This is a genomic window from Caminicella sporogenes DSM 14501 (assembly GCF_900142285.1).
GTDB lineage: Bacteria > Bacillota > Clostridia > Peptostreptococcales > Caminicellaceae > Caminicella > Caminicella sporogenes.
In genome coordinates this window covers 108,943-132,313 of sequence record NZ_FRAJ01000003.1, presented here as the reverse complement: position 1 = coordinate 132,313, position 23,371 = coordinate 108,943, and the positions used below count along the sequence as shown (strand labels likewise).

At 28.2% G+C, this 23,371-nt stretch carries 25 protein-coding genes; all 25 read left to right on the top strand.

Features of this window, described 5'->3' with window-relative positions; translation table 11 throughout:
• Positions 1–16: 16 nt before the first annotated feature.
• The 25 genes from BUA90_RS00680 (at position 17) to BUA90_RS00560 (ending at position 23,368) form a co-directional block, all read left to right on the top strand.
• Positions 17–682, top strand: a complete 666-nt coding sequence (locus tag BUA90_RS00680; RefSeq protein ID WP_072965459.1) for a flagellar brake protein — start codon at positions 17–19, stop codon at positions 680–682.
• On the top strand, positions 683–1,750 hold the full coding sequence (locus BUA90_RS00675) for a protein-glutamate methylesterase/protein-glutamine glutaminase (protein WP_072965458.1): 1,068 nt from the start codon (positions 683–685) through the stop codon (positions 1,748–1,750).
• A 3-nt stretch (positions 1,751–1,753) separates the two neighbouring features.
• On the top strand, positions 1,754–3,811 hold the full coding sequence (locus BUA90_RS00670) for a chemotaxis protein CheA (RefSeq protein WP_072965457.1): 2,058 nt from the start codon (positions 1,754–1,756) through the stop codon (positions 3,809–3,811).
• A 30-nt stretch (positions 3,812–3,841) separates the two neighbouring features.
• Positions 3,842–4,285 (top strand): chemotaxis protein CheW, encoded by a 444-nt coding sequence (locus BUA90_RS00665; RefSeq protein ID WP_072965456.1) that lies wholly within the window; start codon positions 3,842–3,844, stop codon positions 4,283–4,285.
• Positions 4,286–4,302: 17 nt separating this feature from the next.
• Positions 4,303–4,932 carry a chemotaxis protein CheC gene (locus tag BUA90_RS00660; protein WP_072965455.1) on the top strand — a complete coding sequence of 210 codons (630 nt, stop codon included), beginning with the start codon at positions 4,303–4,305 and terminating at the stop codon, positions 4,930–4,932.
• Complete coding sequence (locus tag BUA90_RS00655) at positions 4,919–5,410, top strand: chemotaxis protein CheD (protein ID WP_072965454.1); 492 nt, start codon at positions 4,919–4,921, stop codon at positions 5,408–5,410. The genes BUA90_RS00660 and BUA90_RS00655 overlap by 14 nt, the downstream gene beginning before the upstream one ends.
• A gap of 43 nt (positions 5,411–5,453) precedes the next feature.
• On the top strand, positions 5,454–6,188 hold the full coding sequence (locus BUA90_RS00650) for a FliA/WhiG family RNA polymerase sigma factor (protein WP_072965453.1): 735 nt from the start codon (positions 5,454–5,456) through the stop codon (positions 6,186–6,188).
• 21 nt (positions 6,189–6,209) lie between these two features.
• Positions 6,210–7,619 carry a flagellar assembly protein A gene (locus tag BUA90_RS00645; RefSeq protein ID WP_072965452.1) on the top strand — a complete coding sequence of 470 codons (1,410 nt, stop codon included), beginning with the start codon at positions 6,210–6,212 and terminating at the stop codon, positions 7,617–7,619.
• A 30-nt stretch (positions 7,620–7,649) separates the two neighbouring features.
• Positions 7,650–7,955 (top strand): hypothetical protein, encoded by a 306-nt coding sequence (locus BUA90_RS00640; RefSeq protein WP_072965451.1) that lies wholly within the window; start codon positions 7,650–7,652, stop codon positions 7,953–7,955.
• Positions 7,956–7,966: 11 nt separating this feature from the next.
• Entirely contained in the window at positions 7,967–8,551 is a 585-nt protein-coding gene (locus tag BUA90_RS00635; protein ID WP_072965450.1) for a DUF6115 domain-containing protein, read from the top strand.
• A 245-nt stretch (positions 8,552–8,796) separates the two neighbouring features.
• Positions 8,797–9,510, top strand: a complete 714-nt coding sequence (rpsB, locus tag BUA90_RS00630; RefSeq protein WP_072965449.1) for a 30S ribosomal protein S2 — start codon at positions 8,797–8,799, stop codon at positions 9,508–9,510.
• A 105-nt stretch (positions 9,511–9,615) separates the two neighbouring features.
• Positions 9,616–10,266, top strand: a complete 651-nt coding sequence (tsf, locus tag BUA90_RS00625) for a translation elongation factor Ts (RefSeq protein ID WP_072965448.1) — start codon at positions 9,616–9,618, stop codon at positions 10,264–10,266.
• 105 nt (positions 10,267–10,371) lie between these two features.
• Positions 10,372–11,094 carry a UMP kinase gene (gene pyrH, locus BUA90_RS00620; protein ID WP_072965447.1) on the top strand — a complete coding sequence of 241 codons (723 nt, stop codon included), beginning with the start codon at positions 10,372–10,374 and terminating at the stop codon, positions 11,092–11,094.
• Positions 11,085–11,642 (top strand): ribosome recycling factor, encoded by a 558-nt coding sequence (gene frr, locus BUA90_RS00615; RefSeq protein ID WP_072965446.1) that lies wholly within the window; start codon positions 11,085–11,087, stop codon positions 11,640–11,642. Before pyrH ends, frr begins: the two co-directional genes overlap by 10 nt.
• A 6-nt stretch (positions 11,643–11,648) precedes the next feature.
• Positions 11,649–11,846 carry a hypothetical protein gene (locus BUA90_RS00610; RefSeq protein WP_072965445.1) on the top strand — a complete coding sequence of 66 codons (198 nt, stop codon included), beginning with the start codon at positions 11,649–11,651 and terminating at the stop codon, positions 11,844–11,846.
• Between the two features lie 52 nt (positions 11,847–11,898).
• Complete coding sequence (locus BUA90_RS00605; protein ID WP_094756650.1) at positions 11,899–12,657, top strand: undecaprenyl pyrophosphate synthase; 759 nt, start codon at positions 11,899–11,901, stop codon at positions 12,655–12,657.
• Between the two features lie 12 nt (positions 12,658–12,669).
• The gene (locus BUA90_RS00600) at positions 12,670–13,449 is read left to right on the top strand and encodes a phosphatidate cytidylyltransferase (protein ID WP_072965443.1); all 780 of its coding nucleotides are present in this window, start codon (positions 12,670–12,672) and stop codon (positions 13,447–13,449) included.
• A 39-nt stretch (positions 13,450–13,488) separates the two neighbouring features.
• Positions 13,489–14,634, top strand: coding sequence for a 1-deoxy-D-xylulose-5-phosphate reductoisomerase (locus BUA90_RS00595; protein ID WP_072965442.1), 1,146 nt, complete (start codon positions 13,489–13,491; stop codon positions 14,632–14,634).
• A 15-nt stretch (positions 14,635–14,649) separates the two neighbouring features.
• On the top strand, positions 14,650–15,657 hold the full coding sequence (rseP, locus tag BUA90_RS00590; protein ID WP_072965441.1) for an RIP metalloprotease RseP: 1,008 nt from the start codon (positions 14,650–14,652) through the stop codon (positions 15,655–15,657).
• 15 nt (positions 15,658–15,672) lie between these two features.
• On the top strand, positions 15,673–16,743 hold the full coding sequence (ispG, locus tag BUA90_RS00585) for a flavodoxin-dependent (E)-4-hydroxy-3-methylbut-2-enyl-diphosphate synthase (RefSeq protein ID WP_072965440.1): 1,071 nt from the start codon (positions 15,673–15,675) through the stop codon (positions 16,741–16,743).
• 16 nt (positions 16,744–16,759) lie between these two features.
• Positions 16,760–21,031, top strand: a complete 4,272-nt coding sequence (locus tag BUA90_RS00580) for a PolC-type DNA polymerase III (protein ID WP_072965439.1) — start codon at positions 16,760–16,762, stop codon at positions 21,029–21,031.
• 182 nt (positions 21,032–21,213) lie between these two features.
• Positions 21,214–21,681, top strand: a complete 468-nt coding sequence (gene rimP / locus BUA90_RS00575) for a ribosome maturation factor RimP (protein WP_072965437.1) — start codon at positions 21,214–21,216, stop codon at positions 21,679–21,681.
• 12 nt (positions 21,682–21,693) lie between these two features.
• On the top strand, positions 21,694–22,743 hold the full coding sequence (nusA, locus tag BUA90_RS00570; RefSeq protein ID WP_072965436.1) for a transcription termination factor NusA: 1,050 nt from the start codon (positions 21,694–21,696) through the stop codon (positions 22,741–22,743).
• Between the two features lie 36 nt (positions 22,744–22,779).
• Positions 22,780–23,055 (top strand): RNase P modulator RnpM, encoded by a 276-nt coding sequence (gene rnpM / locus BUA90_RS00565; RefSeq protein ID WP_072965435.1) that lies wholly within the window; start codon positions 22,780–22,782, stop codon positions 23,053–23,055.
• The gene (locus BUA90_RS00560) at positions 23,045–23,368 is read left to right on the top strand and encodes a L7Ae/L30e/S12e/Gadd45 family ribosomal protein (RefSeq protein WP_072965433.1); all 324 of its coding nucleotides are present in this window, start codon (positions 23,045–23,047) and stop codon (positions 23,366–23,368) included. The genes rnpM and BUA90_RS00560 overlap by 11 nt, the downstream gene beginning before the upstream one ends.
• The last annotated feature ends 3 nt before the right edge of the window (positions 23,369–23,371 follow it).

Here is a 23,371-nt window from a genome sequence, read left to right as displayed (position 1 = left end):
AAGAGGGGGCATATCTTTGAATTCGAATATTAGCTCTTTAATAAAGGCAGGAGACAATATAGAAATAGAAATAATTAATAAAGATTTAGATTCTTTAACTATTAAAAGTACAGTAGCTAATATACATTCTGATAATGTAATTGTTATTACTACTCCTATTTATAAGGGTAGATTTTATCCGATTCATGTAGGAAAAAAATTAAACGTAATATTTTGCAAAAAAAACAGAGGAAAATACTATTTTCTTGGAGAAGTAATAAAAAGAGAAAATAAAGATAAAATACCTTTACTTTATATAAATAAAACAGGTTCTATTCGAAAAATGCAGCGCAGAGAATTTTTTAGACTTGATATTATTTTAAATGTTATAATTGAAATAAATAACGATGAAAATGAAGTAAAACAAATTAATGCTATATCAAAAGATATAAGTGGTGGGGGAATAAGAATAATTTGTAAAGAAAAGTTAAATCTAAATCGTTTATTAAAATGCATTATACCACTTGATAATGAAACTATAGAGTTAAATGGAAAAGTTGTAAGATGTCAAAAAGTTCCAGATTCAATTTCAAAATACGATATAGGAATAGAATTTGTCGATATTGATGAAAGTATTAGAAAAAAAATTATATCCTTTATTTTTAAAAAACAAAGAAAAATTATAAAAAAAGGATTGATATAAATGGCAAAGATACGTGTTTTAGTAGTTGATGATTCGGCTTTTATGAGAAAAGTTTTATCTGATATAATTAGTACTAATGAAAATATTGAGGTTGTAGGTACAGCTAGAAATGGAAAAGAAGCTATTGAAAAAATAGCAGATTTAAAACCTGATGTGGTTACTTTAGATGTTGAAATGCCTGTAATGGACGGGCTGACGGCACTAAAACAAATAATGAGAAAAAATCCGGTACCAGTTTTAATGCTGAGTTCTTTAACAAAAGAAGGTGCAGATGCCACTATAAAAGCTCTGCAATATGGAGCTGTAGATTTTATTCCTAAACCATCTAGTATTTTTAAAATAAATGCTGATGATGTAAAAAATCAACTTATAGAAAAGATTTTGGTTGCTTCTAAAGTAAATTTGACAAAACATACTGTAACACACTCTAAAGTTTTTACTAGCAGAAAAAAAGATATAAAATCTGTATCAAATCTTAATATTAAAACTAATAATTTCAAGAAAATTGTAGCTATAGGAACTTCAACTGGAGGTCCTAGAGCTTTACAAGCAGTTTTACCGAATATACCTAAAGATATAGATGCTAGTTTTTTAATTGTACAGCACATGCCTCCAGGATTTACAAAATCTTTAGCTGATAGATTAAATAGCATTTCTGAAATTAATGTAAAAGAAGCTGAAGATAATGAAGTACTTTTAGCTGGTCATGCTTATATTGCACCTGGAGATTATCATATGAAATTAATAAGAGAAGGTATGTCTTATAAAATCAAACTTAGTAAAGAACCTCCTGTATCTGGACATAGACCTTCTGTCGACTATATGATAGATTCTATAGCAAAACTTAATATTAGCAATGTAATTGGAGTTATATTAACTGGTATGGGTTCTGATGGAGCAAATGGTCTTAAAAATTTGAAAGATAATAATGGATTTATTATAGCGCAAGATGAGGAAACCTGTGTGGTGTTTGGTATGCCTAAAGCTGCTATTAAACTTGGAATTGTAGATGTAGTAGCTCCTATTGATAAAATAAGTGAAGAAATAATAAAAGCTATGGAGGTATAAGTTATGGATATGAGTCAATATATGGATATTTTTATTGATGAATCAAAAGAACACTTGCAAAGTATGAATCAATTACTGTTAGATTTAGAAAATTCTAAAGACGATTTAAATTTACTAAATGAAATATTTAGAATAGCCCATACTTTAAAGGGAATGTCAGGAACAATGGGTTTTAATAAAATAGCTAGCTTAACTCACGAAATGGAAAATGTTTTGCAATTGATAAGAAATGGAGAAATATCAGTGACTGAACATATAATTGATATTTTGTTTGAGTGCTTTGATACATTAGAAGAATACATAAATGAATTGTCTAAGTCTGGAGAAGAGGGAAATTTAGATTCTACTTCACTGGTAAATAAATTGCGTATGATTATAGAAAATAAAGATTCTGAAATTAAAAATATTGAAAAAGCTGAAGATAATCAGAAAGAAGTTCTTGAGGAAAGTAATGAAGATGATAAAGAAAATGATGTTAATAATGCAATTACTATAGAAACTGAATATATGACAGATAATGTTATTAGTAAAGCATATGAAAAAGGATTTTCAGCGTATAAAGTAAAAGTAATTTTAAATAAAGATAGTATGTTAAAATCTGCAAGAGCTTTTATAGTATTTAATACATTAGAAAAAGATGGTGAAATTATCAAATCAAAACCTACTCCTGAAGAAATAGAAGATGAAAAATTCGATGATTCTTTTGAGCTTATTTATGTAACTAAATTAGATATGGAAACGCTAAAAAAAGAAATAATGAGTATATCTGAAATAGAAGAAGTAATAGTTGAAAAAATTATGCCGGAAAATACTTCTAATAATAAAAATAAAGAAGATTTAAAAGCTAATAATGCTTTTAAGCCACAATTATCAAATAGTAAAAAAGATAACAAAATAACAAAGGGAAGAAGTAAAACTTCAAAAACTGTCAGAGTAGATATAGACAGATTGGATAATTTAATGAATCTTGTAAGTGAATTGATTATTATAAAGACACGACTTGAAGATATGGATAATACAAGAAATAAGCAAAACATGAATGAAGCTGTAGAGTACTTAGAAAGAATTACTACAAGTTTACATGATGCTGTAATGAAAGTAAGGATGGTTCCTATAGAAAGAGTTTTCAATAGATTTCCAAGAATGGTGAGAGATTTATCAAAGGAATTAGGAAAAGATATTACATTAAATATGACTGGAGAAGATACAGAAGTAGACAGAACTGTTATTGATGAAATAGGAGATCCTCTTATCCATTTGATAAGAAATTCAATAGATCATGGTATTGAAGATCCAGCAACTAGAAAAAAATTAAATAAACCTGATTCTGGAACAGTTGCATTAAGAGCTTATCCAGATGGAAATAACGTTGTAATAGAAGTAGAAGATGATGGAAAAGGTATTGACCTTGAAAAAATCAAAGCAAAAGCTATTTCAAAAAATTTAATAACAAAAGAAAGTGCAGAAAATATGAATGAACAAGAACTTATTAACCTCTTATTTAAGCCCGGTTTTAGTACAGCTGAAAAAATTTCTGATATATCAGGTAGGGGTGTAGGACTTGATGTAGTTAAAACAAAGATTGAATCATTAGGAGGCTTAGTTGAAGTACATTCTGAGTTAAATAAGGGAACAAAGTTTATTATAAGATTACCTTTAACTCTAGCGATTATTCAGGCTTTAATGGTAGTAATAGGTGATGAAAAATATGCTTTACCACTTAATTCAATTAAGGAAATTACTACTATTAAATCAGATAGTATAAGAAAAGTTCAAAATCAAGAAGTAGTTTTATATAGAAATAATACGCTTCCTATTTTGAGAATGAATAAAATTCTTCAAGTTAAAAAAGAACCTGCTAGAAAAGATGAACTAATTGTAGTAGTTGTTAAAAAAGGTGAAAAAATGGCTGGTTTAATAGTTGATGACCTTATTGGACAGCAAGAAATAGTTATAAAATCATTAGGAAAATACTTATCAGGAATAAAAATTATTGCTGGTGCAACGATTTTAGGAAATGGTCAAATTGCTCTTATTGTAGATCCAAACTCATTATTCTAGCAATAAATATAAGCAAAGGAGAGGATTACATTGTCCAGTAATTTGGAATATGTTCTATTTAAATTAGATAACGAATATTATGGAATTGATATACAAAATGTTGAAACTATAGAAAAAATAATGTCGATAACTCGTGTACCATATACACAAGATTATATAAAAGGTGTCATAAATTTAAGGGGTAACGTAGTACCTGTAATTGATTTAAGAAAAAGATTTAAATTAGAAGAAAAGGAATACACTGAAAACAGCAGAATAATAATTGTAAAAATAGAAGATATTACAGTTGGAATGATAGTTGATTCTTCATCAGAGGTAATTCAGATAAGTAATGAAAATATAGATGAAGCTCCTGTATTAAAAAATAATAGCGAAGAAAGTTTTGTAAAACATATTGCTAAAAATGACGAACAAATAATTATGATAATAGATTTATGTAAAATATTAGGTATTAATGAAGATGTTAATGAATAATGACGAGGAGTGTCTTTATGGGTGGTTACTTTGATAATAATATTGTAATAGATATTTTAAAAGAAATAGGTAATATTGGAGCAGGTAATGCTGCTACTGCTTTGGCTAAAATGTTGAATAAGAGAATAGACATGAATGTTCCAAAAGTTAATGTATTAGATATATCTGATGTACCAGCTTTAATAGGAGGACCAGAAACATTAGTCACAGGAGTATATTTTAAAATAGAAGGTGATTTAGACGGTAGTATAATGTTTGTTTTAGATATAAATTCTAGCCAGACGTTGGTTAAATTATTAACGAGTGGGTATCAAAATAATAAAGATAATGAAATTGATGATTTTACAAAATCAGTTTTGCAAGAAATAGGAAATATTCTTTCGGGTTCTTATATATCTTCTTTATCTTCACTGACAGGGTTAAATATAAAAATTTCTATTCCTTCTATAGCTATTGATATGGCTGGGGCTATATTAAGTGTTCCTGCCATTCAATTTGGACAGATTAGCGATAAAATATTGATTATTGAAACAGAATTTATTGAAGGTAGTGATAATGTTAAAGGATTTTTTTTCCTAGTACCTGATTATGATTCTTATGATATTTTACTAAAGAGTTTAGGAGTTTCGGATTATGAAGGAAAATAAAGTAATAAAAGTAGGAATGGCTGATTTAAATACTACTACTGCTCCCGGTATTTTAACGACGTTAGGATTAGGTTCATGTGTAGGTATATGTCTTTATGATCCTACAACTAAAGTAGCTGGCATGGCTCATATAATGTTGCCAGACAGTAAAAAAATTAAAAATAATAGCAATAAAGCTAAATTTGCTGATACTGCAATAGATTGGCTAATTGAAGAAATGATAAAAAAAGGGGCAAGAAAATATCGCCTTGTTAGTAAAATTGCTGGTGGAGCTCAAATGTTTGCTTTTATGAATAAAAACGATATGATGAAAATAGGAGAGAAGAATGTTATTGCAGTAAAGGAAATTTTAAGTAATTTAAATATTCCTATTGTCGCAGAAGATACTGGTGGCAATTATGGAAGAACGATTGAATTTTACTCGGAAAATGGAATTTTATTAGTTAAGACAATTGGTCATGGCATAAAAGAACTATAATCAGTGTAAAATATACTGCTTAATTAAAGGGGTAAAATACTATATGTCTAATAATGAGTTGTGGAAACTTTACAAAGAGAAAAAATCAAAAGCAATAAAACAAAAATTAATTCTTGAATATATTGAATTGGTTAAAATTATTGCAGGAAGATTATATATTTCTTACAATTCAAATGTTGAATATGAAGATTTAGTTAGTTATGGTATATTAGGTTTAATTGATGCCATTGAAAAATTTGATCCAGATAAAAATGTTAAATTTGAAACTTATGCTAATTTTAGAATTAGAGGTGCAATTATCGATCAACTTAGGAATTTAGATTGGGTTCCTAGAAGTATAAGACAGAAATTTAAACGATTAGAAGATACTATTCAAAAACTTCAAAATAAAATTGGATTAGATATTGAAGATGAAGTTATAGCTAAAGAGATGGGTATAAGTTTAGAGGAGTTAAACGAGCTATATTCTGAAGTTTCAATATTTTCTGTCATTTCTTTGGATGAAAAACTATCTGAAAATAATAATTATGATATACCTTCAGATGATATTGAATCCAATCCAGAATCAAATTTTATGAAAGAAGAAACTAAAAGAATTTTAAGAGAAGTTATAGAGAAACTGCCTGAAAGGGAAAAGATGATAATTAAACTCTATTACTTCTCTGAATTGACATATAAAGAGATTTCAAATATTTTGAACATATCAGAATCAAGAGTGTCTCAGCTTCATACAAAATGTATTATAAAACTTAGGAATGCCATATCTAATTTATTTTAATGAGAAAGAAGGTGATAAATATTGAGTGATGTTAATCTAAAATTTAATTTAGATGAAGAGGAAAAAAAGTGCGATAGCAATTTATGTCAAATAATTGTAGATATATCTGATGATTATTACAAAGCTTATATAACTGTAAAAAAAGAAAACGAAGAAGCAAATATTACTAAAGAAGATATATATAAAGCTTTGGAAGAAAAAAAGGTTGTGTACGGAATTGATCATAATTTAATTGAGTCTATAGTACGCAGTCCAGATATAGCAGATAAAATTGCCATTGCACAAGGTAAAAGGCATAAGAATGGTAAAGACGGTAGGATTATTTTTAATATAGATACTACTGATTCGCTTAAACCACAGATGCTGCCAAATGGAAAAGTGAATTACAAAAATTTACATTTTGTCAAACAAGTTTCTAAAGGTGATATTTTGGCTCGAAAAATTAATCCAACTCGAGGAGAAAATGGAATTACTGTAACTGGCAGAACGATAAAAGCAAAACATGGAAAAGATATTAAATTTAAAGCAGGAAAAAATGTTTCTATTTCAAATGATGGTACTTTGTTAATTGCTGACATTGATGGTATAGTTAAAATTATTGATGAAAAAATCAATGTTATTGAAGTATTAGAGATTAATAAAGATGTTGGTGTATCAACGGGTAATATATCTTTTTCTGGGAAAGTCATAGTAAAAGGTAATGTTCAGCAAGGGTATACCATTAAAAGCAATGATGATATAGAAATATATGGAATTGTAGAAGGTGCTGAAATAATTTCAATGGAAAGTGTTATCATTCATAAGGGAATTCATAACTCTTCAAAAGTTTATGCTGAAAAAGATGTAAAGAGCTGTTTTGTTGAAAATTCTAAAATTGAAGCAAAAGGTGATGTTACATGTGATTATGTAATGCACAGCAATATTTTATGTAACGGTAAAATGCATGTAAACAAAAAAAAGGGAATTGTTGTCGGAGGTTTTATAAAGGCAAGAAAAGGAGTTAATGCTAAAGTAATAGGTAGCAATATAGGAACTATTACGAAAGTTGAAGTTGGAATAGACGAAGAATTATTAAATGAATACAAATCTATAAAAGATAGGATAAAATCGATTGAAGAAAATATAAAAAAGCTGAACAAAATAATTGAAATCTTAGAAGTGCAAAATGAATTATCAGAACATTCTAAAGAAGAATTACAAAAAACTCTATCTACAAGGGATAAATATATAGATGAAATGAATAATTTACAAGACAAACTTGATTATTTAAATTTAACTATTAGAGAGTTAAAAGATTCTAAAGTTCAGGCAAAAATAGTATATCCAGGAGTAAAATTAAAAATTAACAATTCTTATCATAATGTAAGAGATGTTTTAGAAAATGTTACTTTTATGAAAGAAAATGGGGAGATTCGTTTTTTTCATTATTAAGTTTATTTAGTCTTTTAAGGGGTTGAGTTTATGCCTATTAGACCAATTGATATGCAGGTTCTTTTACCCAAGTCTCAAAATGTTTCAAACAAAAATCAGTCTATGCTGCATAAAGCTGAAAATATAGTGCAGTCAAACTATAATGAAAACAAACAGGCAAATATGGAAAAACTTAAAAAAGTAAATAATATTGAAAAAAAAGAAAATCATTTGATTACAAGAAAAAAAGAAGAAAATAATAATTTTCTTAAAGAAAATAAAAAAAGAAATAAAAAACAGTCTTGTAAAGATGAAAAAAATAGTAAATTAGGACAAAATATAGACATCAAAGTATAAAGAGGTGCAGTATGCTTAATTATATATTTTTTTCAATAGGCATCATAATAATATTTTTATCATTATTATTAATTAAAAAAGAAATTTTTGAAAATTATTCAGGGAATAATTTGGTACATGATGAAAAGTACTTAACAGATACGTCAAATGTTGACAGCTTAGAAAGCATAGATTTTTTAGAAACTATTAATTCAATTGAAAATATAATAAATGAGTTAAATATTTCTTTTAAAGAGACTGTTGATGAAATAGAAAAAAAATATACTTATTTGGAAAAAAACATTGAAAAATTAAATACTAAGTTAAATGAAAACAAAAAATTATTAGATAATAATATAAATAAAATTGAAAATTCAGTTGAATTATCTAAATTAGCTTATAAAAATATTACAAAAGATAATACTATGGAAGATGATAATTATAAACAAGAGATAAAAGAAGACATTATAAAAATTAATGATACCGATAGTAAAGATGAAAAGAGAAAAAAAGTTCTTAATTTAAAACAAAAAGGATATACCACATCACAAATAGCTAAAATATTAAATATGGGTTTTGATGAAGTTCAATTTATTTTGAGTATAAATAAAAAATAACCAATTGATTATGAAATATTTGGTTATTTTTTTTTGTTTTGGTTATAATAAAAAGGATACAGAGCAAAAATTAATCAAAAAAAGTGAGCTCTAAATAAATAATTGTTGCCAAAATATATTCTTCTATGATATACTACTTAAGGTAATAAATACACACGCTTTGAAATTCTTAAATGGGTGACCATTTTTATGGTTCTTTTGAGAAGATGCTCAAAGCGGAGGAAAAAACCATGGAGGTGGAGTTAATGTCAGTTATTTCAATGAAACAATTACTTGAAGCTGGGGTTCATTTTGGTCATCAGACAAGAAGATGGAATCCTAAAATGGCAGAATACATTTTTACAGAAAGAAATGGAATTTATATTATCGATTTACAAAAAACTGTAAAAATGATGAATACTGCCTATGAATTTGTTAAAAACTTATCTGCAGAAGGTAAGAAAATCCTTTTTGTAGGTACAAAGAAGCAAGCTCAAGAATCTATTGAAAAAGAAGCAAAAAGATGTGGAATGTATTATGTTAATCAAAGATGGTTAGGTGGAATGCTAACTAACTACAAGACTATTAAAAAGAGAATTGAAAGACTTGTTGAGCTTGAAAACATGGAAGAAGATGGAACTTTTGATGTTCTTCCTAAGAAAGAAGTTATCAAATTAAGACATGAAAAAGAAAAATTAGAAAAATTCTTAAGTGGTATTAAAGAAATGAATGGATTACCAGATGCTCTATTTGTTGTAGATCCACGTAAAGAAAAAATTGCTATTAAGGAAGCTCATATATTAGGTATTCCTATAATTGCTATAGTAGATACTAACTGCGATCCTGATGAAGTTGATTATGTAATTCCAGGTAATGATGATGCAATAAGAGCTGTAAAATTAATTACATCAAAAATTGCTGATGCGGTTATTGAAGGAAGACAAGGAGAGCAAATGGAAGAAGATAGACAAGAAGAATAATATAATATCATATATAAATTTTAATGGTAAGGGTAATAAGGGATAGGAATTATCTCCCTTACTACTCTTACCTTTTATCATATATACTAATGAGGAGGCGTTATAATGGCAATTACTGCTGCTATGGTAAAAGAATTGAGGGAAAAAACTGGTGCAGGAATGTTGGATTGTAAAAAAGCATTAACTGAAGCTAATGGAGATATGGAAAAAGCTGTTGAAATATTAAGAGAAAAAGGATTGGCTAAAGCTGCTAAAAAAGCTGGTAGAATTGCTGCTGAAGGTATTGTTGAGGCATACATACATGGTGGAAGAATAGGTGTAATTGTTGAAATCAATACTGAAACAGATTTTGTTGCGAAAAACGATGAATTTAAAGTTTTTGCAAAGGATATTGCTATGCAAATAGCTGCAACTAATCCGCAATATGTAAGTAGAGAGCAAGTTCCTCAAGATGTAATAGAAAAAGAAAAAGAAATATTGAGAAACCAAGCATTAAATGAAGGAAAACCTGAAAAAATAGTTGATAAAATGGTACAGGGAAGAATAGAAAAATACTTTAAGGAAGTATGTTTATTAGAGCAACCTTTCATTAAAAATCCAGATATTACTGTTCAAGACCTTTTACATGAAAAAATAGCTAAGATAGGAGAAAATATTTCAATAAGAAGATTTGCTAGATTTGAAGTAGGAGAAGGTATAGAAAAGAAACAAGAAAATTTTGCAGAAGAAGTTGCTAAGCAAATTGCTAATAAATAATTTAAAATTAAAAATGAGAGAACACAAAAGTGTTCTCTTTTTTAAAATTTTCAAGAAGGTTTTTATTTATTGTTGTAGAATATAAGAAGTGGAGGGACTAATGCTGTGAGGCCAAAATACAAAAGAATTATTTTAAAGCTAAGTGGTGAAGCCTTAGCTGGAGAAAAAGGTTTTGGTATTGATCAAACCACTATAGAATTAATAGCTAAGCAAATTAAAGAAATTACAGAACTTGGTGTTCAAGTTGCAGTTGTCGTTGGTGGAGGTAATTTTTGGCGAGGAAGAAGTAGTAAAGGCATGGATAGGACTACAGCGGACTACATGGGAATGTTAGCTACTGTCATTAATTCCTTGGCCTTACAGGACGCTTTAGAAAATATAAATGTTCTAACTAGAGTTCAAACTGCTATAGAAATGAGACAGATAGCTGAGCCATACATAAGACGTAAAGCAATTAGACATTTAGAAAAAGGACGTGTAGTAATATTTGCTGCTGGAACAGGTAATCCATACTTTTCTACTGATACGACAGCTTCACTAAGAGCGGCTGAAATAGAAGCTGAAGTAATTTTATTAGCTAAAAAAGTAGATGGAGTTTACGATAGCGATCCAATGGAAAATCCAAATGCTAAGAAATTTGAAAAGCTTACTTATATCGAAGTATTAAATAGGGGTTTAAAAGTAATGGATTCAACTGCAACTTCACTTTGTATGGATAATAAAATACCTATTATTGTATTTAGTTTAAGAGAACCTGAAAATATTAAGAAAGTTATTTTAGGAGAAAATATTGGAACATATGTGAAGGAGGATAGATTATGCGATTAGAAGTACATAACAATTTAGAAGAAAAAATGCAGAAATCTATTAAAGTTTTAAAGGAAGAATTAGTGAGTATAAGAGCAGGTAGAGCTAATCCTGCATTATTAGACAGAATAGAAGTGGAATACTATGGTTCTAAAATGCCGCTTAAACAAATTGCAAATATAAGTGCTCCAGAACCTAGATTATTAGTTATTCAGCCATACGATGCAAGTTCTATATCTAGTATAGAAAAAGCAATAGAACAATCAGATTTGGGAATTAATCCTTCTAATGATGGAAAAGTTATTCGCTTATCAATTCCTATGTTAACAGAAGAAAGAAGAAAAGAATTATTAAAAATAGTTAAGAAAACTGGAGAAGAAGCAAAAGTAGCTATTAGAAATGAACGTAGAGAAGCAAATGATAAATTAAAGAAAATGCATAAAAATAATGAACTAACTGAAGATGATTTAAAAAGAGCAGAAGATGAAGTACAAAAATTGACAGATAAATATATTAGTATTATTGATGAATTAGTATCAAAAAAGGAAAAAGAAATTATGGAGGTATAGAATTTAATGAATATACCTGATTATGTAGGTAGAAAATTAAATAATGTATTAGATGAAATAAAAAAATATGAAGATAGTTATAAAATAATTATAAAAGAAACTATATCTCCAGCTAATAAAGATACAGTAGAAAATACTGAATGTAGAATTGTAAGACAGAAAGTTTTTGATAATACTATAGAAATAACAGTAAGTTATTTTTAGCCCTCCTATTTGGAGGGTTAAATGTTTTAAAATATATGGAGGTATATTATCAATGTTCAAAAAATTATTTAGAAGTAGTAAATCTAGCAGTAAAGCAAATATTGATTTTTCAAATTTACCAAAACATATAGCTATTATTATGGACGGAAACGGAAGGTGGGCAAGAAGTAAAAACTTACCTAGGGTAGCAGGACATAAAGCAGGTGTAGAAGCTTTAAGAGATATTATAAAAACTTCATCAAATTTAGGAATAAAGTATCTTACACTTTACGCGTTTTCAACAGAAAATTGGAAAAGACCTAGAGAAGAAATTAATGCATTAATGGAGCTATTAGTGATATACTTAAGAAGAGAAGCAAAAGAACTTCATAAAAACAATGTAGTTATAAATGTTTTAGGAGATATATCTAAACTGCCTGAAACTGCTATCAGTGAAATAAATAAAGCTACTGCGCTTACATCTAATAATACAGGATTAGTAGTAAATATAGCCTTGAATTATGGAGGAAGACATGAAATACTAAGAGCTGTAAAGAACATATGCAAAGATGTGGTAAATAATAAAATAGATTTTGATAAAATAGATGAAGCAGTATTTTCAAATTATTTATATACTAAAAATATTCCTGATCCAGATTTGATTATTAGAACAAGCGGTGAAATAAGATTAAGTAATTTTTTACTGTGGCAGGCAGCTTATAGTGAATTTTGGTTTACCGATGTATATTGGCCTGACTTTAGTTCAAAACATTTTATTGAAGCAATTATAGATTATCAAAGTAGAAAACGAAGGTTTGGCGGTATTAAATAGGATGGTGAGAAGATGACTAAGAGAATTTTATCTGGAATAATTGGACTGCCGCTTCTTATATATATAATTTTATCTGGAGGAATTACTTTAATTTTTGCTGTTTTATTTATAGCATTAATGGGGCTAAGTGAATTTTATAAGAGCTTTTTTCAAAAAAATATTTATCCTATTACTTTTATTGGGTATTTTTTCACTGCACAGCTTTTTGCTGATTATTATTTTTACAGACAAAAATATTTTTTATGTATTATATTCTTAATTACTTTTATACTTTTAATTATTTTTTTATTCAGTAAAAAATATTCTCCATTAGATGTATCTATAACATTGTTAGGCTTTTTATATGTTTCAGTATTTTTACTACATATAATATATATATCAGACATGAATGTTAAAAATTTTATTTGGTTTCCATTTATTACTGCTTGGGCGACAGATACTTTTGCTTACTTTACGGGATATTTTTTTGGTAGAAAAAAACTGATTCCGCAAGTAAGTCCTAAAAAGACTGTAGAAGGAAGTATTGGCGGTATAATAGGCAGTATAATTGTATCTTTGGTTTTTTCATACATATTCATGCCTAAATTTATTTTACATTCAGTAGTAATTGGTTTGATAGGAAGTATTTTTTCTCAAATAGGAGATTTAATAGCATCAAAGATAAAAAGATATGTTGGAATAAAAGACTTTGGAAACATTATACCGGGACATGGAGGTGTTTTAGATAGATTTGACAGTATAATTTTAACTGCTCCTATAATATATTACTATCTAATCTTTTTTACAAATTAAAATGCAGAGTTTGAAATTAGTACTCGAAAGGATGGGAAAATGAAAAGAATTTCAATTCTAGGTTCAACTGGTTCTATAGGTACTCAAACACTTGATATTGTAAGGAATAATCCAGATTTGTTTAAGGTTATTGCTATAAGTGGAAATACTAATATAGAGCTTCTTCGAAAACAAATAGAAGAATTTAAACCTAAATATGTAGCTGTATATGATAAGAAAAATGCACAAAAGTTAAAAGAGATAGTAAAAAATGATGGAGTTGAAATTTTAGCTGGATTAGAAGGTTTAAATGCGATTGCAACAATTGATGAAGTAGATGTAGTTGTAACATCTGTAGTTGGCAATATAGGACTTTTACCTACTTTTAACGCAATAAAAGCTAAAAAGACGATTGCTTTAGCTAACAAAGAAACTTTAGTTACTGCTGGAGAAATAATTATGAATGAAGCAAGTAAAAATGGAGTCTCAATTATTCCAGTTGATAGTGAACACAGTGCTATATTTCAGTGTCTAAATGGAAATGATATATTAAATGTCGAAAAAATAATTTTAACTGCTTCAGGCGGACCTTTTAGAGGTTTAAAAAGAAATGATTTATTAAGTGTTACTTCAAAAGATGCTCTAAAGCATCCAAATTGGAACATGGGTAAAAAAATTACTATAGATTCAGCTACACTAATGAATAAAGGATTGGAAGTAATTGAAGCCAAATGGTTATTTAACTTAGAAATAGACCAAATAGATGTAATTATTCATCCGCAGAGTATTATACATTCAATGGTTGAATTTATAGACGGTTCAATATTAGCTCAGCTTGGTATTCCTGATATGAAATTACCAATACAATATGCATTAACTTATCCTTTAAGAATAAAATCTAATATGAGCAAATTAGATTTTAATCAGATTGCTAGCCTTACTTTTGAAAAGCCGGATACTAATACTTTTCCGTGTTTAAAGTTGGCATATGAAGCATTAAAAATAGGGGGAAGTATGCCTACTGTATTAAATGCTTCAAATGAAGAATTAGTTTATTTGTTTTTAAACGGTAAAATAGGATTTTATGATATACCAGATAAAATAGAAAAGGCAATGAAACGTCATAATCCTATTAAAAATCCAAGTATAGAAGATATACTTCTTGTAGATAAAGAAACTAGGGAATATATAAATAATAGTTTTTAAGGTGGGATTGGTAATATGCTTACTTTGTTTAGTTTTATATTAGTCTTTGGGCTTTTAGTTTTTTTCCATGAATTTGGACATTTCATTTTTGCTAAATTAAATGACATAAAAGTACATGAATTTGCACTTGGAATGGGACCTAAATTATTATCATATAAAGGAAAAGAAACAGAATATTCAATAAGAATTCTTCCTATTGGCGGTTATGTGAAAATGGAAGGGGAAGATGGAGCTTCAGAAGATATTCGAAGTTTTAGTAAAAAATCTCCTCTTCAGAGGATTTCAGTTATTGCTGCAGGTCCAATAATGAATATAATTCTAGCAATACTGCTCTTTATGATTATAGGATTTAGTATAGGAGTTCCTATAAATGTAATTAATGAAGTTACTGAGAATTATCCAGCTTATAAAGCAGGTATACAACCCGGAGATAAAATCATAAAAATCAATGATAATAAAATCAATAGTTGGGATGATATAGTAAAAAATGTCAGTCAGAGTAGTACAGATGTATTAAAAATTACTTTAATTAGAGATGGAAAGAAGATGTCATTAGATGTTAAACCAATATTTGACAAAAAAACAAATAAAAAGTTAATAGGGATAAGTCCCGTTTTTTCAAAATCAATTTTTGCATCTTTTAAGTTTTCTGTAGAAAGAGTAGTTTTGATTACAAAGGGAATAGGGAATTTTCTTTTAAATTTAGTTAAAGGAAAAGCTTCTTCAAAAGAAATAGTTGGACCTATTGGAATGGTACATTTTGTTGGAGAAGCAGCTAGAATTAGTATTTTTTCATTAATGTCGCTAGCGGCGCTTATATCTATCAACCTTGCTATATTGAATTTACTACCGTTTCCTGCTTTAGACGGAGGACGATTGGTATTTATAATCATTGAGTTAATACTTGGAAAACCTATAGACCCTGAAAAAGAAGGATTTGTTCATTTTATAGGTTTTATAATATTATTAGGTTTGATGGTTTTTGTCATATATAAAGATATTACTCGATTTAATTTATTTTAAAGATGGTGATATGATATGAAAACTACAAGAAGAAATACAAAAAAAATTAAATGTGGAAATATTTTTATAGGAGGAGATGCTCCTATAACTATACAATCTATGACAAATACTGATACTAGAGATGTGAAAAAAACTGTTGAGCAGATAAAAAAATTAGAAGAAGCTGGATGCGAAATAATTAGATTAGCAGTTCCCGATATGGAAGCTGCTGATGCCATATATGAAATAAAGAGAAATGTTAAGATACCGGTAGTTGCCGATATACATTTTGATTATCGTTTAGCTATCAAGTCGATTGAAAATGGAGTAGATAAACTTAGAATTAATCCGGGAAACATAGGAGATATTAATAGAATAAAAAAAGTAGTTTCAAAAGCTAAGGAATATAATATTCCAATTAGAATAGGTGTAAATGCAGGTTCTCTAGATAAAAAGATTTTAAAGAAGTATAATGGTAAAATTACTCCATCTGCTCTTGTTGAAAGTGCACTTGTGCATATAGATATTTTAGAAAGTTTGGATTTTAATGATATAATCATTTCTCTTAAAGCTTCAGATATAAGACTTACATATGAAGCATATAATTTACTTGCAAAGAAGGTAGATTATCCTTTTCATATAGGAATAACGGAAGCAGGAACAGTCTGGCGTGGTACAATAAAATCTTCAATAGGTATAGGTTGTATGCTTTTAAATGGAATAGGCGATACTTTGAGGGTTTCTCTGACAGGCGACCCTATAGAAGAAATAAAGGTAGCAAAGGAAATACTTCAATGTTTAGGCTTACGAAAATATGGAATTAATTTAATTTCGTGTCCTACATGTGGTAGATGTCAAATTGATTTATCTAAAATAGCGAATATTGTAGAAAATGAATTAAAAAATATAAATATTCCAATTACAGTTGCAATAATGGGATGTGCTGTAAACGGTCCGGGAGAAGCAAAAGAAGCTGATATAGGAATTGCTGGAGGAAAAAACAGTGCGTTATTGTTTAAAAAGGGAAAAATCATTAAAAAAGTTTCGGAAGAAGATATTATAAAAGTTCTCTTAGAGGAAATAAATGAGATGAAAGAGGGCATATAAATTTGGAGGTCAGCAAATGAACAAGTTTAATAATGAAATATTTATAAAAATATTAAACGATGAAAATTCTATTTCAGTTGAATCAATAATATATAATAAATCTACTAAAACATTAAAATTAAATTTGCTGCTCAATAAAATAATAGATAAAATAAACTTAAATAAAATAGAAGAATATATTAAAAGTAATTTACCTTTTATTGCCGATTTTAAAGTTCATACGTCATATAAAAATTTAGATATAGATATAGAGGAAATTGTTTCAAAATATTGGGACAACATAATATATGAAGTAAAAAATACAAGTCCAGCTTTAATAGGCTGGCTTAATAATTGTAATAAAAAATTTGATAAAAATTTAAACACTTTAAATATAGAAGTTAGCGATTTTATAGCTTTAGAAAATTTAAACAAAAAAAGATGTGATAAACTTATACAAGATATATTTAAAAATGATTTTAATATAAATATAAAAGTAGATTTAAAAGCAAATGACAGTCTTTCTGCTAATCAATCTGAATATATTAAGAAACGAGATAAAGAGTTAAACAAATTAATTGAAGATATAGTTATAAATTCAAATACTAAACCTAAACAAGATAGTAAAAAAAGCAAACCAATTTCTAAATCAGGTAGTATTGTTATGGGTCAAAATATTGGAGATGCTCCAGTGAAAATTGTTAATTTATCTGAGGAAGATGGGACTGTATGTGTTGAAGGTGAAATATTTGAAATAGAAAAAAGAGAACTAAAAAGTGGTAAAATATTAATTTCTCTTGCAATTACAGATTATACTTCATCTATAGGAATAAAAATTTTTGCAAAGAAAGAAGATGCTTCAGCAATACTTGAAAAAATAAAGAAGGGTAAGCATTATAAAGTAAAAGGATTAGTACGTTATGATACATTTGAAAGAGAATTAGTCATAATGGCAAGGGATATTAATGAAACAGAAAAAAAAGTCAGATTAGATAATGCACATCAAAAGAGAGTAGAGCTTCATGCTCATACAAAGATGAGTTCTATGGACGGAATATGTACTGCAACAGATTTAATAAAGAGAGCAGCTGAATGGGGACATAAAGCTATTGCAATTACTGACCACGGTGTTGTACAAGCTTACCCTGAGGCAATTGATGCAAGTAAAAAATTTGGTATTAAAGTTATATATGGAATGGAAGGATATATAGTTAATGATGGAGCACCTATAGTAATTAACAGTAATGATAAACCTTTAGAGCAAACTTTTGTAGTATTTGATATTGAAACTACTGGATTGTCATTTAAACATGATAAAATTACTGAAATAGGTGCAGTAAAAATTGAAAATGGTAAAGTTATTGGCAGATTTTCTTCACTTATTAATCCTCAAATTAAAATACCTGAAAAAATAGTAAAATTAACTGGTATAACAGATGAAATGGTAAAAGATAAACCAACTATAGATAAAGTGCTTCCGAAATTTATTGAATTTATAGGCGATAATCCGGTAGTAGCGCATAATGCTTCATTTGATACATCTTTTATTAAAGAAAATTGCAGTTTACTTGGTATAAGTTTTAAAAATCCAATAGTTGATACACTTACTTTGAGCAGGGTACTTCTTCCAAATTTAAAAAAACACAGATTAAATGTACTAGCTAAACATTTTAATGTAAATTTAGAAAATCATCATAGAGCAGTAGATGATGCCGAAGCAACAGCAGAAATATTTATAAAATTACTGACTATGCTTAAAGAAAAAAATATTTCAAAGCTTAATGAAATAAATAATCTATCTTCTAATTCAAAAGATTATACTAAACTAGATACTTATCATATAAATATATTAGTTAAAAATTATACTGGTTTAAAAAATCTTTATAAGCTAGTAACTCATTCGCATTTAAAAACTTTTTATAAAAGACCTAGAATACCCAAAAGCTTACTTTCATCTATGAGAGAAGGTTTAATAATCGGTACAGCTTGTGAAGCAGGAGAACTTTATAGAGCTATTCTTAAAAATAAAGATGAATCTGAAATAGAATCTATTGTAAATTTTTATGATTTTCTAGAGGTTCAGCCAATAGAAAATAATAGTTTTATGATTGAAAAGGGAATTGTAAAGAGTTATGATGATTTAAAAGAAATTAATAAGAAAATAATTGAGCTTGGAAAAAAATATAACAAACCTGTAGTTGCAACTGGCGATGTTCATTTTTTAGAACCACATGATGAAATTATAAGAAGAATATTAATGACTGGACAAGGATATTCTGATGCAGATAATCAGCCTCCTATTTATTTTAAGACTACAGAGGAAATGCTAAAAGACTTTGATTATCTTGAAGATGAAATTGCAAGAGAAATAGTCATAGAAAATCCAAATAAAATTGCTGATTCTGTTGAAAATATAATACCCATTCCTCAAGAAACTTATCCTCCTAGAATAGAAGGTGCTGATGAAGATTTGAGGAATATGTGTTATGAAAAAGCAAAGAGCATTTATGGCAGTCCGCTTCCAGAATTAGTTCAAAAAAGACTTGATAGAGAATTAAACTCAATTATAAGCAATGGCTATGCCGTAATGTATATTATTGCTCATAAATTAGTTACTAAATCGCTGCGTGATGGATACCTTGTAGGTTCTAGAGGTTCTGTAGGTTCTTCATTTGTAGCTACTATGAGTGACATAACTGAAGTTAATCCACTACCGCCGCACTATATATGTCCAAATTGTAAAAAATCTGAATTTATTACAGATGGTTCTTATGGAAGTGGTGCGGATTTACCTGATAAAATATGTCCAAATTGTGGTACATTGTATAAAAAAGATGGTCATGATATACCTTTTGAAGTATTCCTCGGATTTGAAGGAGATAAAGAACCAGATATTGACCTCAACTTTGCAGGCGAATATCAACCAACAGCACATAAATATACTGAAGAACTTTTCGGCAAAGGATATGTCTATAGAGCTGGTACAATTGGCACTTTAGCTGAAAAATCTGCTTTTGGATTTGCAAAAAAATATTTTGAAGAAAAAAATATATCTGTAAATAGTAAAGAACTTCTTAGATTAGCTTCTTGCTGTACAGGAATAAAAAGAACAACAGGGCAGCATCCCGGTGGAATTATGGTAGTTCCAAATTATAAAGAAATTCATGATTTTACTCCAGTGCAGTATCCTGCTAATGATAAATCTTCTGGTGTAATTACAACTCATTTTGATTATCATGCTATAAGCGGTAGGTTACTTAAACTTGATATATTGGGTCATGATGTTCCAACGATTATAAAAATGTTAGAAGAATTTACAGGTATAAATCCTCAAGATATACGATTAGATGATAAAGATACTATAAAGATATTTACTTCTACTGAAACTTTAAACTTAGTTGATGATGATTTTGATATAGAGGTTGGTTCACTTGGGATTCCTGAATTTGGGACTAAGTTTGTAAGACAGATGTTAATTGATACACAGCCAACTACATTTGCTGAATTAGTCAGAATAAGTGGACTTTCACACGGAACAGATGTATGGATTAATAATGCACAGGAATTAGTAAGGCAGGGCATAGCTGAATTAAAAGACGTTATATCTACAAGAGATGACATTATGAATTATCTAATATTAAAAGGGCTACCTCCTAAAGAAGCATTTACAATCATGGAAAGAGTGAGAAAAGGTAAAGGATTAACTCCCGAAAATGAAGAGCTTATGAAGAAAAATAATGTTCCAAAATGGTATATAGATTCTTGTAATAAAATAAAGTATATGTTTCCTAAAGCTCATGCCGTAGCATATGTAATGATGTCGTTTAGAATAGCGTATTTTAAAGTTCACTATCCACTAGCATTTTATGCTACGTATTTTACAACTAAAGTAGATGACTTTGATGCAGATTTGATATGTAAAGGAAAAGATGTTGTGAAGGAAAAGATAAATCAATTAAATAATGAAGGTAATAATCTTACACAAAAGGAGAAAGATTTGCTTACAGTTTTAGAAGTAGCTTATGAAATGTACTGTAGAGGCTTTAATTTCTTAAAAGTTGACCTTTATGAATCAGATTCAGATAAGTTTTTAATTAAAGATAATGCAATTTTGCCACCTTTAAGGTCTCTGCAGGGAGTGGGGGAAAGTGCAGCAAGAAATATTGCACATGAAAGAAAAAATGGAGAATTTCTATCTATTGAAGATATTAGAATAAGAACCAAAGTATCAAAAACTGTCATAGAAACGCTTCAGGCTCATGGTTGTTTGAAAAATCTTCCAGAAGCCAATCAATTATCTCTATTTTAAGAGTTGCATACATTTATTGTTTATGTTATAATTTCCATATAAATATAGTATAATTTATATAAAGAGTGGGAATTTCCCACTCTTTATTGTTATATATTTTCTGCCGTTTTACGAATAGTAAACATTTTTTTTGGAAAAATACCAATAAAAAGTGTAACTTAAATAGAAAAGGAGGATTTAGTTTGCAAAAAAAACGTGTAGTTGATATAGTTGAGGAACTAATAGTTCCTTTTACTGAAGATAAAAATTTGGATTTAGTTGATATAGAATTTGTAAAAGAAGGACAGCATAGATATTTAAGGGTATATCTTGACAAGGAAGGAGGTTTATCCTTAGATGATTGTCAAGAAGCAAGTGAATATCTAAGTAAAAAGTTAGATGAATTAGATCCAATTAAGGAAAGTTATTTTTTAGAAGTATCTTCACCTGGAATAGATAGACCTTTAAAACGTGATAAAGATTTTGAAAAATATAAAGGTGAATTGGTAGAAGTTAGACTTTATCATCCTATGGATGGTCAAAAAATATTTGAAGGTAAATTACTTGGTTTAGAAAATAACAAAATAATTATTGATATAGAAAAAAAAGGTTCTATTTCAATACCAAGAGATAAAGTATCTCTTGTGAAACTTTTAATCAATTTTGATTAGGGGGAATAAATAGTGAAAAATGAATTACTAGAAGCTCTTGAGCAACTTGAAAAAGAAAAAGGTATATCTAAAGAAACTCTCCTAGAAGCTATTGAAGCAGCTTTAATTACTGCTTATAAAAAGAATTTTGGTTCTGCTCAAAATGTTAAAATTACAATAGATAGAGAAAATGGGGATGTTCATGTCTATTCTAGAAAACAGGTAGTTGAAAATGTAGAAAATGAGCTATTTGAAATAAGCTTAGAAGATGCAAAAAAGATTGACCCAAATTACGAAATAGATGACATAATTGAAAAAGAAGTTACTCCTAAAAACTTTGGAAGAATAGCAGCTCAAACTGCAAAACAAGTTGTCGTTCAGAGAATTAGAGAAGCAGAAAGAGCTGTTATTTATGAAGAATTTGTAAATAGAGAAAGTGAAATAGTAACTGGAACTATTCAAAGAATCAGCAAGGGAATTGTTTATATAAATTTAGGAAAAACTGAAGCTATACTACTTCCAAATGAACAGATACAAAATGAAGTATATACTCAAGGTAGCAGAATAAAAACGTACATAGTAGAAGTAAAGAAAACTACTAAAGGACCTCAAATTTTAGTATCTAGAACTCATCCGGGATTAGTAAAAAGGCTTTTTGAATTAGAAGTTCCAGAAATACATGATGGTATAGTAGAAATAAAAAGCATATCTAGGGAAGCTGGTTCTAGGACAAAGATTGCTGTTTATTCATCTGATTTAGATGTTGACCCTGTTGGAGCATGTGTTGGACAGAAAGGGGCTAGAGTTCAAAATATTGTAGATGAGTTAAGAGGAGAAAAAATAGATATAATAAAATGGAGCGAAAACCCTTCAGAATTTATTTCAAATTCTCTAAGCCCATCAAAAGTAGAAAAAGTTATAATTAATGAAGAAGAAAAATCAGCTTTAGTTATTGTACCAGATTATCAATTATCGCTGGCAATAGGTAAAGAAGGTCAGAATGCTAGATTAGCTGCTAAACTAACAGGTTGGAAAATTGATATTAAAAGTTTGAGTCAGTTTGAAGAATCATTAGTTGAATAAAAAATATTTATAATATAATCAGTAGGGGGTATAAAAATGATGAAAAAAAAGAAAATACCTCTTCGTAAATGCGTAGGTTGTTTTGAACAAAAACCTAAAAAAGAGCTTATAAGAATAGTAAGAAATAAAGAAGGTGAAATTAAAATAGATTTTACAGGAAAAGCTCACGGTAGAGGAGCATATATTTGTCCGCAAAAAGAATGTTTTGAAAAAATGCAAAAGAAAAATGCACTTGCTAGAGCATTTGGAGTAGAAGTTCCTTCAGATATTTACGAACAATTAATAGAGGAGCTAAATAAAAATGAAAAATAAGATATATTCTCTATTAGGATTTGCACAAAAATCTAAAAATCTGTTTTCTGGCGAAAACACATGTGAAATATATATAAAAAAGAAAGTTATAAAATTAATAATTATTGCAGAAGATGCTTCTCACAACACTTTAAAAAAAATGATTAATCTGTGCAATTCAAACGGTATACCATATATTATATTTGGAAATCGTGATATGCTTTCTAAATCAATAGGTAAAATTAACAGAACTGTTTTCGGCATTAAAGATGAAAACTTTGCAAAGAAGATATTAGAGATAGCCGAGCTATTAAACATTGAAAGAAGTGTTTAAAAA

What these genes read in the sequence shown, in the direction of transcription:
- BUA90_RS00675 (WP_072965458.1), top strand. Translation starts at nt 683, where the DNA reads ATGGCAAAGATACGTGTTTTAGTAGTTGATGATTCGGCTTTTATGAGA.
- BUA90_RS00670 (WP_072965457.1), top strand. Translation starts at nt 1,754, where the DNA reads ATGGATATGAGTCAATATATGGATATTTTTATTGATGAATCAAAAGAA.
- BUA90_RS00660 (WP_072965455.1), top strand. Translation starts at nt 4,303, where the DNA reads ATGGGTGGTTACTTTGATAATAATATTGTAATAGATATTTTAAAAGAA.
- BUA90_RS00655 (WP_072965454.1), top strand. Translation starts at nt 4,919, where the DNA reads ATGAAGGAAAATAAAGTAATAAAAGTAGGAATGGCTGATTTAAATACT.
- BUA90_RS00650 (WP_072965453.1), top strand. Translation starts at nt 5,454, where the DNA reads ATGTCTAATAATGAGTTGTGGAAACTTTACAAAGAGAAAAAATCAAAA.
- BUA90_RS00640 (WP_072965451.1), top strand. Translation starts at nt 7,650, where the DNA reads ATGCCTATTAGACCAATTGATATGCAGGTTCTTTTACCCAAGTCTCAA.
- BUA90_RS00635 (WP_072965450.1), top strand. Translation starts at nt 7,967, where the DNA reads ATGCTTAATTATATATTTTTTTCAATAGGCATCATAATAATATTTTTA.
- rpsB (WP_072965449.1), top strand. Translation starts at nt 8,797, where the DNA reads ATGTCAGTTATTTCAATGAAACAATTACTTGAAGCTGGGGTTCATTTT.
- tsf (WP_072965448.1), top strand. Translation starts at nt 9,616, where the DNA reads ATGGCAATTACTGCTGCTATGGTAAAAGAATTGAGGGAAAAAACTGGT.
- frr (WP_072965446.1), top strand. Translation starts at nt 11,085, where the DNA reads ATGCGATTAGAAGTACATAACAATTTAGAAGAAAAAATGCAGAAATCT.
- BUA90_RS00610 (WP_072965445.1), top strand. Translation starts at nt 11,649, where the DNA reads ATGAATATACCTGATTATGTAGGTAGAAAATTAAATAATGTATTAGAT.
- BUA90_RS00605 (WP_094756650.1), top strand. Translation starts at nt 11,899, where the DNA reads ATGTTCAAAAAATTATTTAGAAGTAGTAAATCTAGCAGTAAAGCAAAT.
- BUA90_RS00600 (WP_072965443.1), top strand. Translation starts at nt 12,670, where the DNA reads ATGACTAAGAGAATTTTATCTGGAATAATTGGACTGCCGCTTCTTATA.
- BUA90_RS00595 (WP_072965442.1), top strand. Translation starts at nt 13,489, where the DNA reads ATGAAAAGAATTTCAATTCTAGGTTCAACTGGTTCTATAGGTACTCAA.
- rseP (WP_072965441.1), top strand. Translation starts at nt 14,650, where the DNA reads ATGCTTACTTTGTTTAGTTTTATATTAGTCTTTGGGCTTTTAGTTTTT.
- ispG (WP_072965440.1), top strand. Translation starts at nt 15,673, where the DNA reads ATGAAAACTACAAGAAGAAATACAAAAAAAATTAAATGTGGAAATATT.
- BUA90_RS00580 (WP_072965439.1), top strand. Translation starts at nt 16,760, where the DNA reads ATGAACAAGTTTAATAATGAAATATTTATAAAAATATTAAACGATGAA.
- rnpM (WP_072965435.1), top strand. Translation starts at nt 22,780, where the DNA reads ATGATGAAAAAAAAGAAAATACCTCTTCGTAAATGCGTAGGTTGTTTT.
- BUA90_RS00560 (WP_072965433.1), top strand. Translation starts at nt 23,045, where the DNA reads ATGAAAAATAAGATATATTCTCTATTAGGATTTGCACAAAAATCTAAA.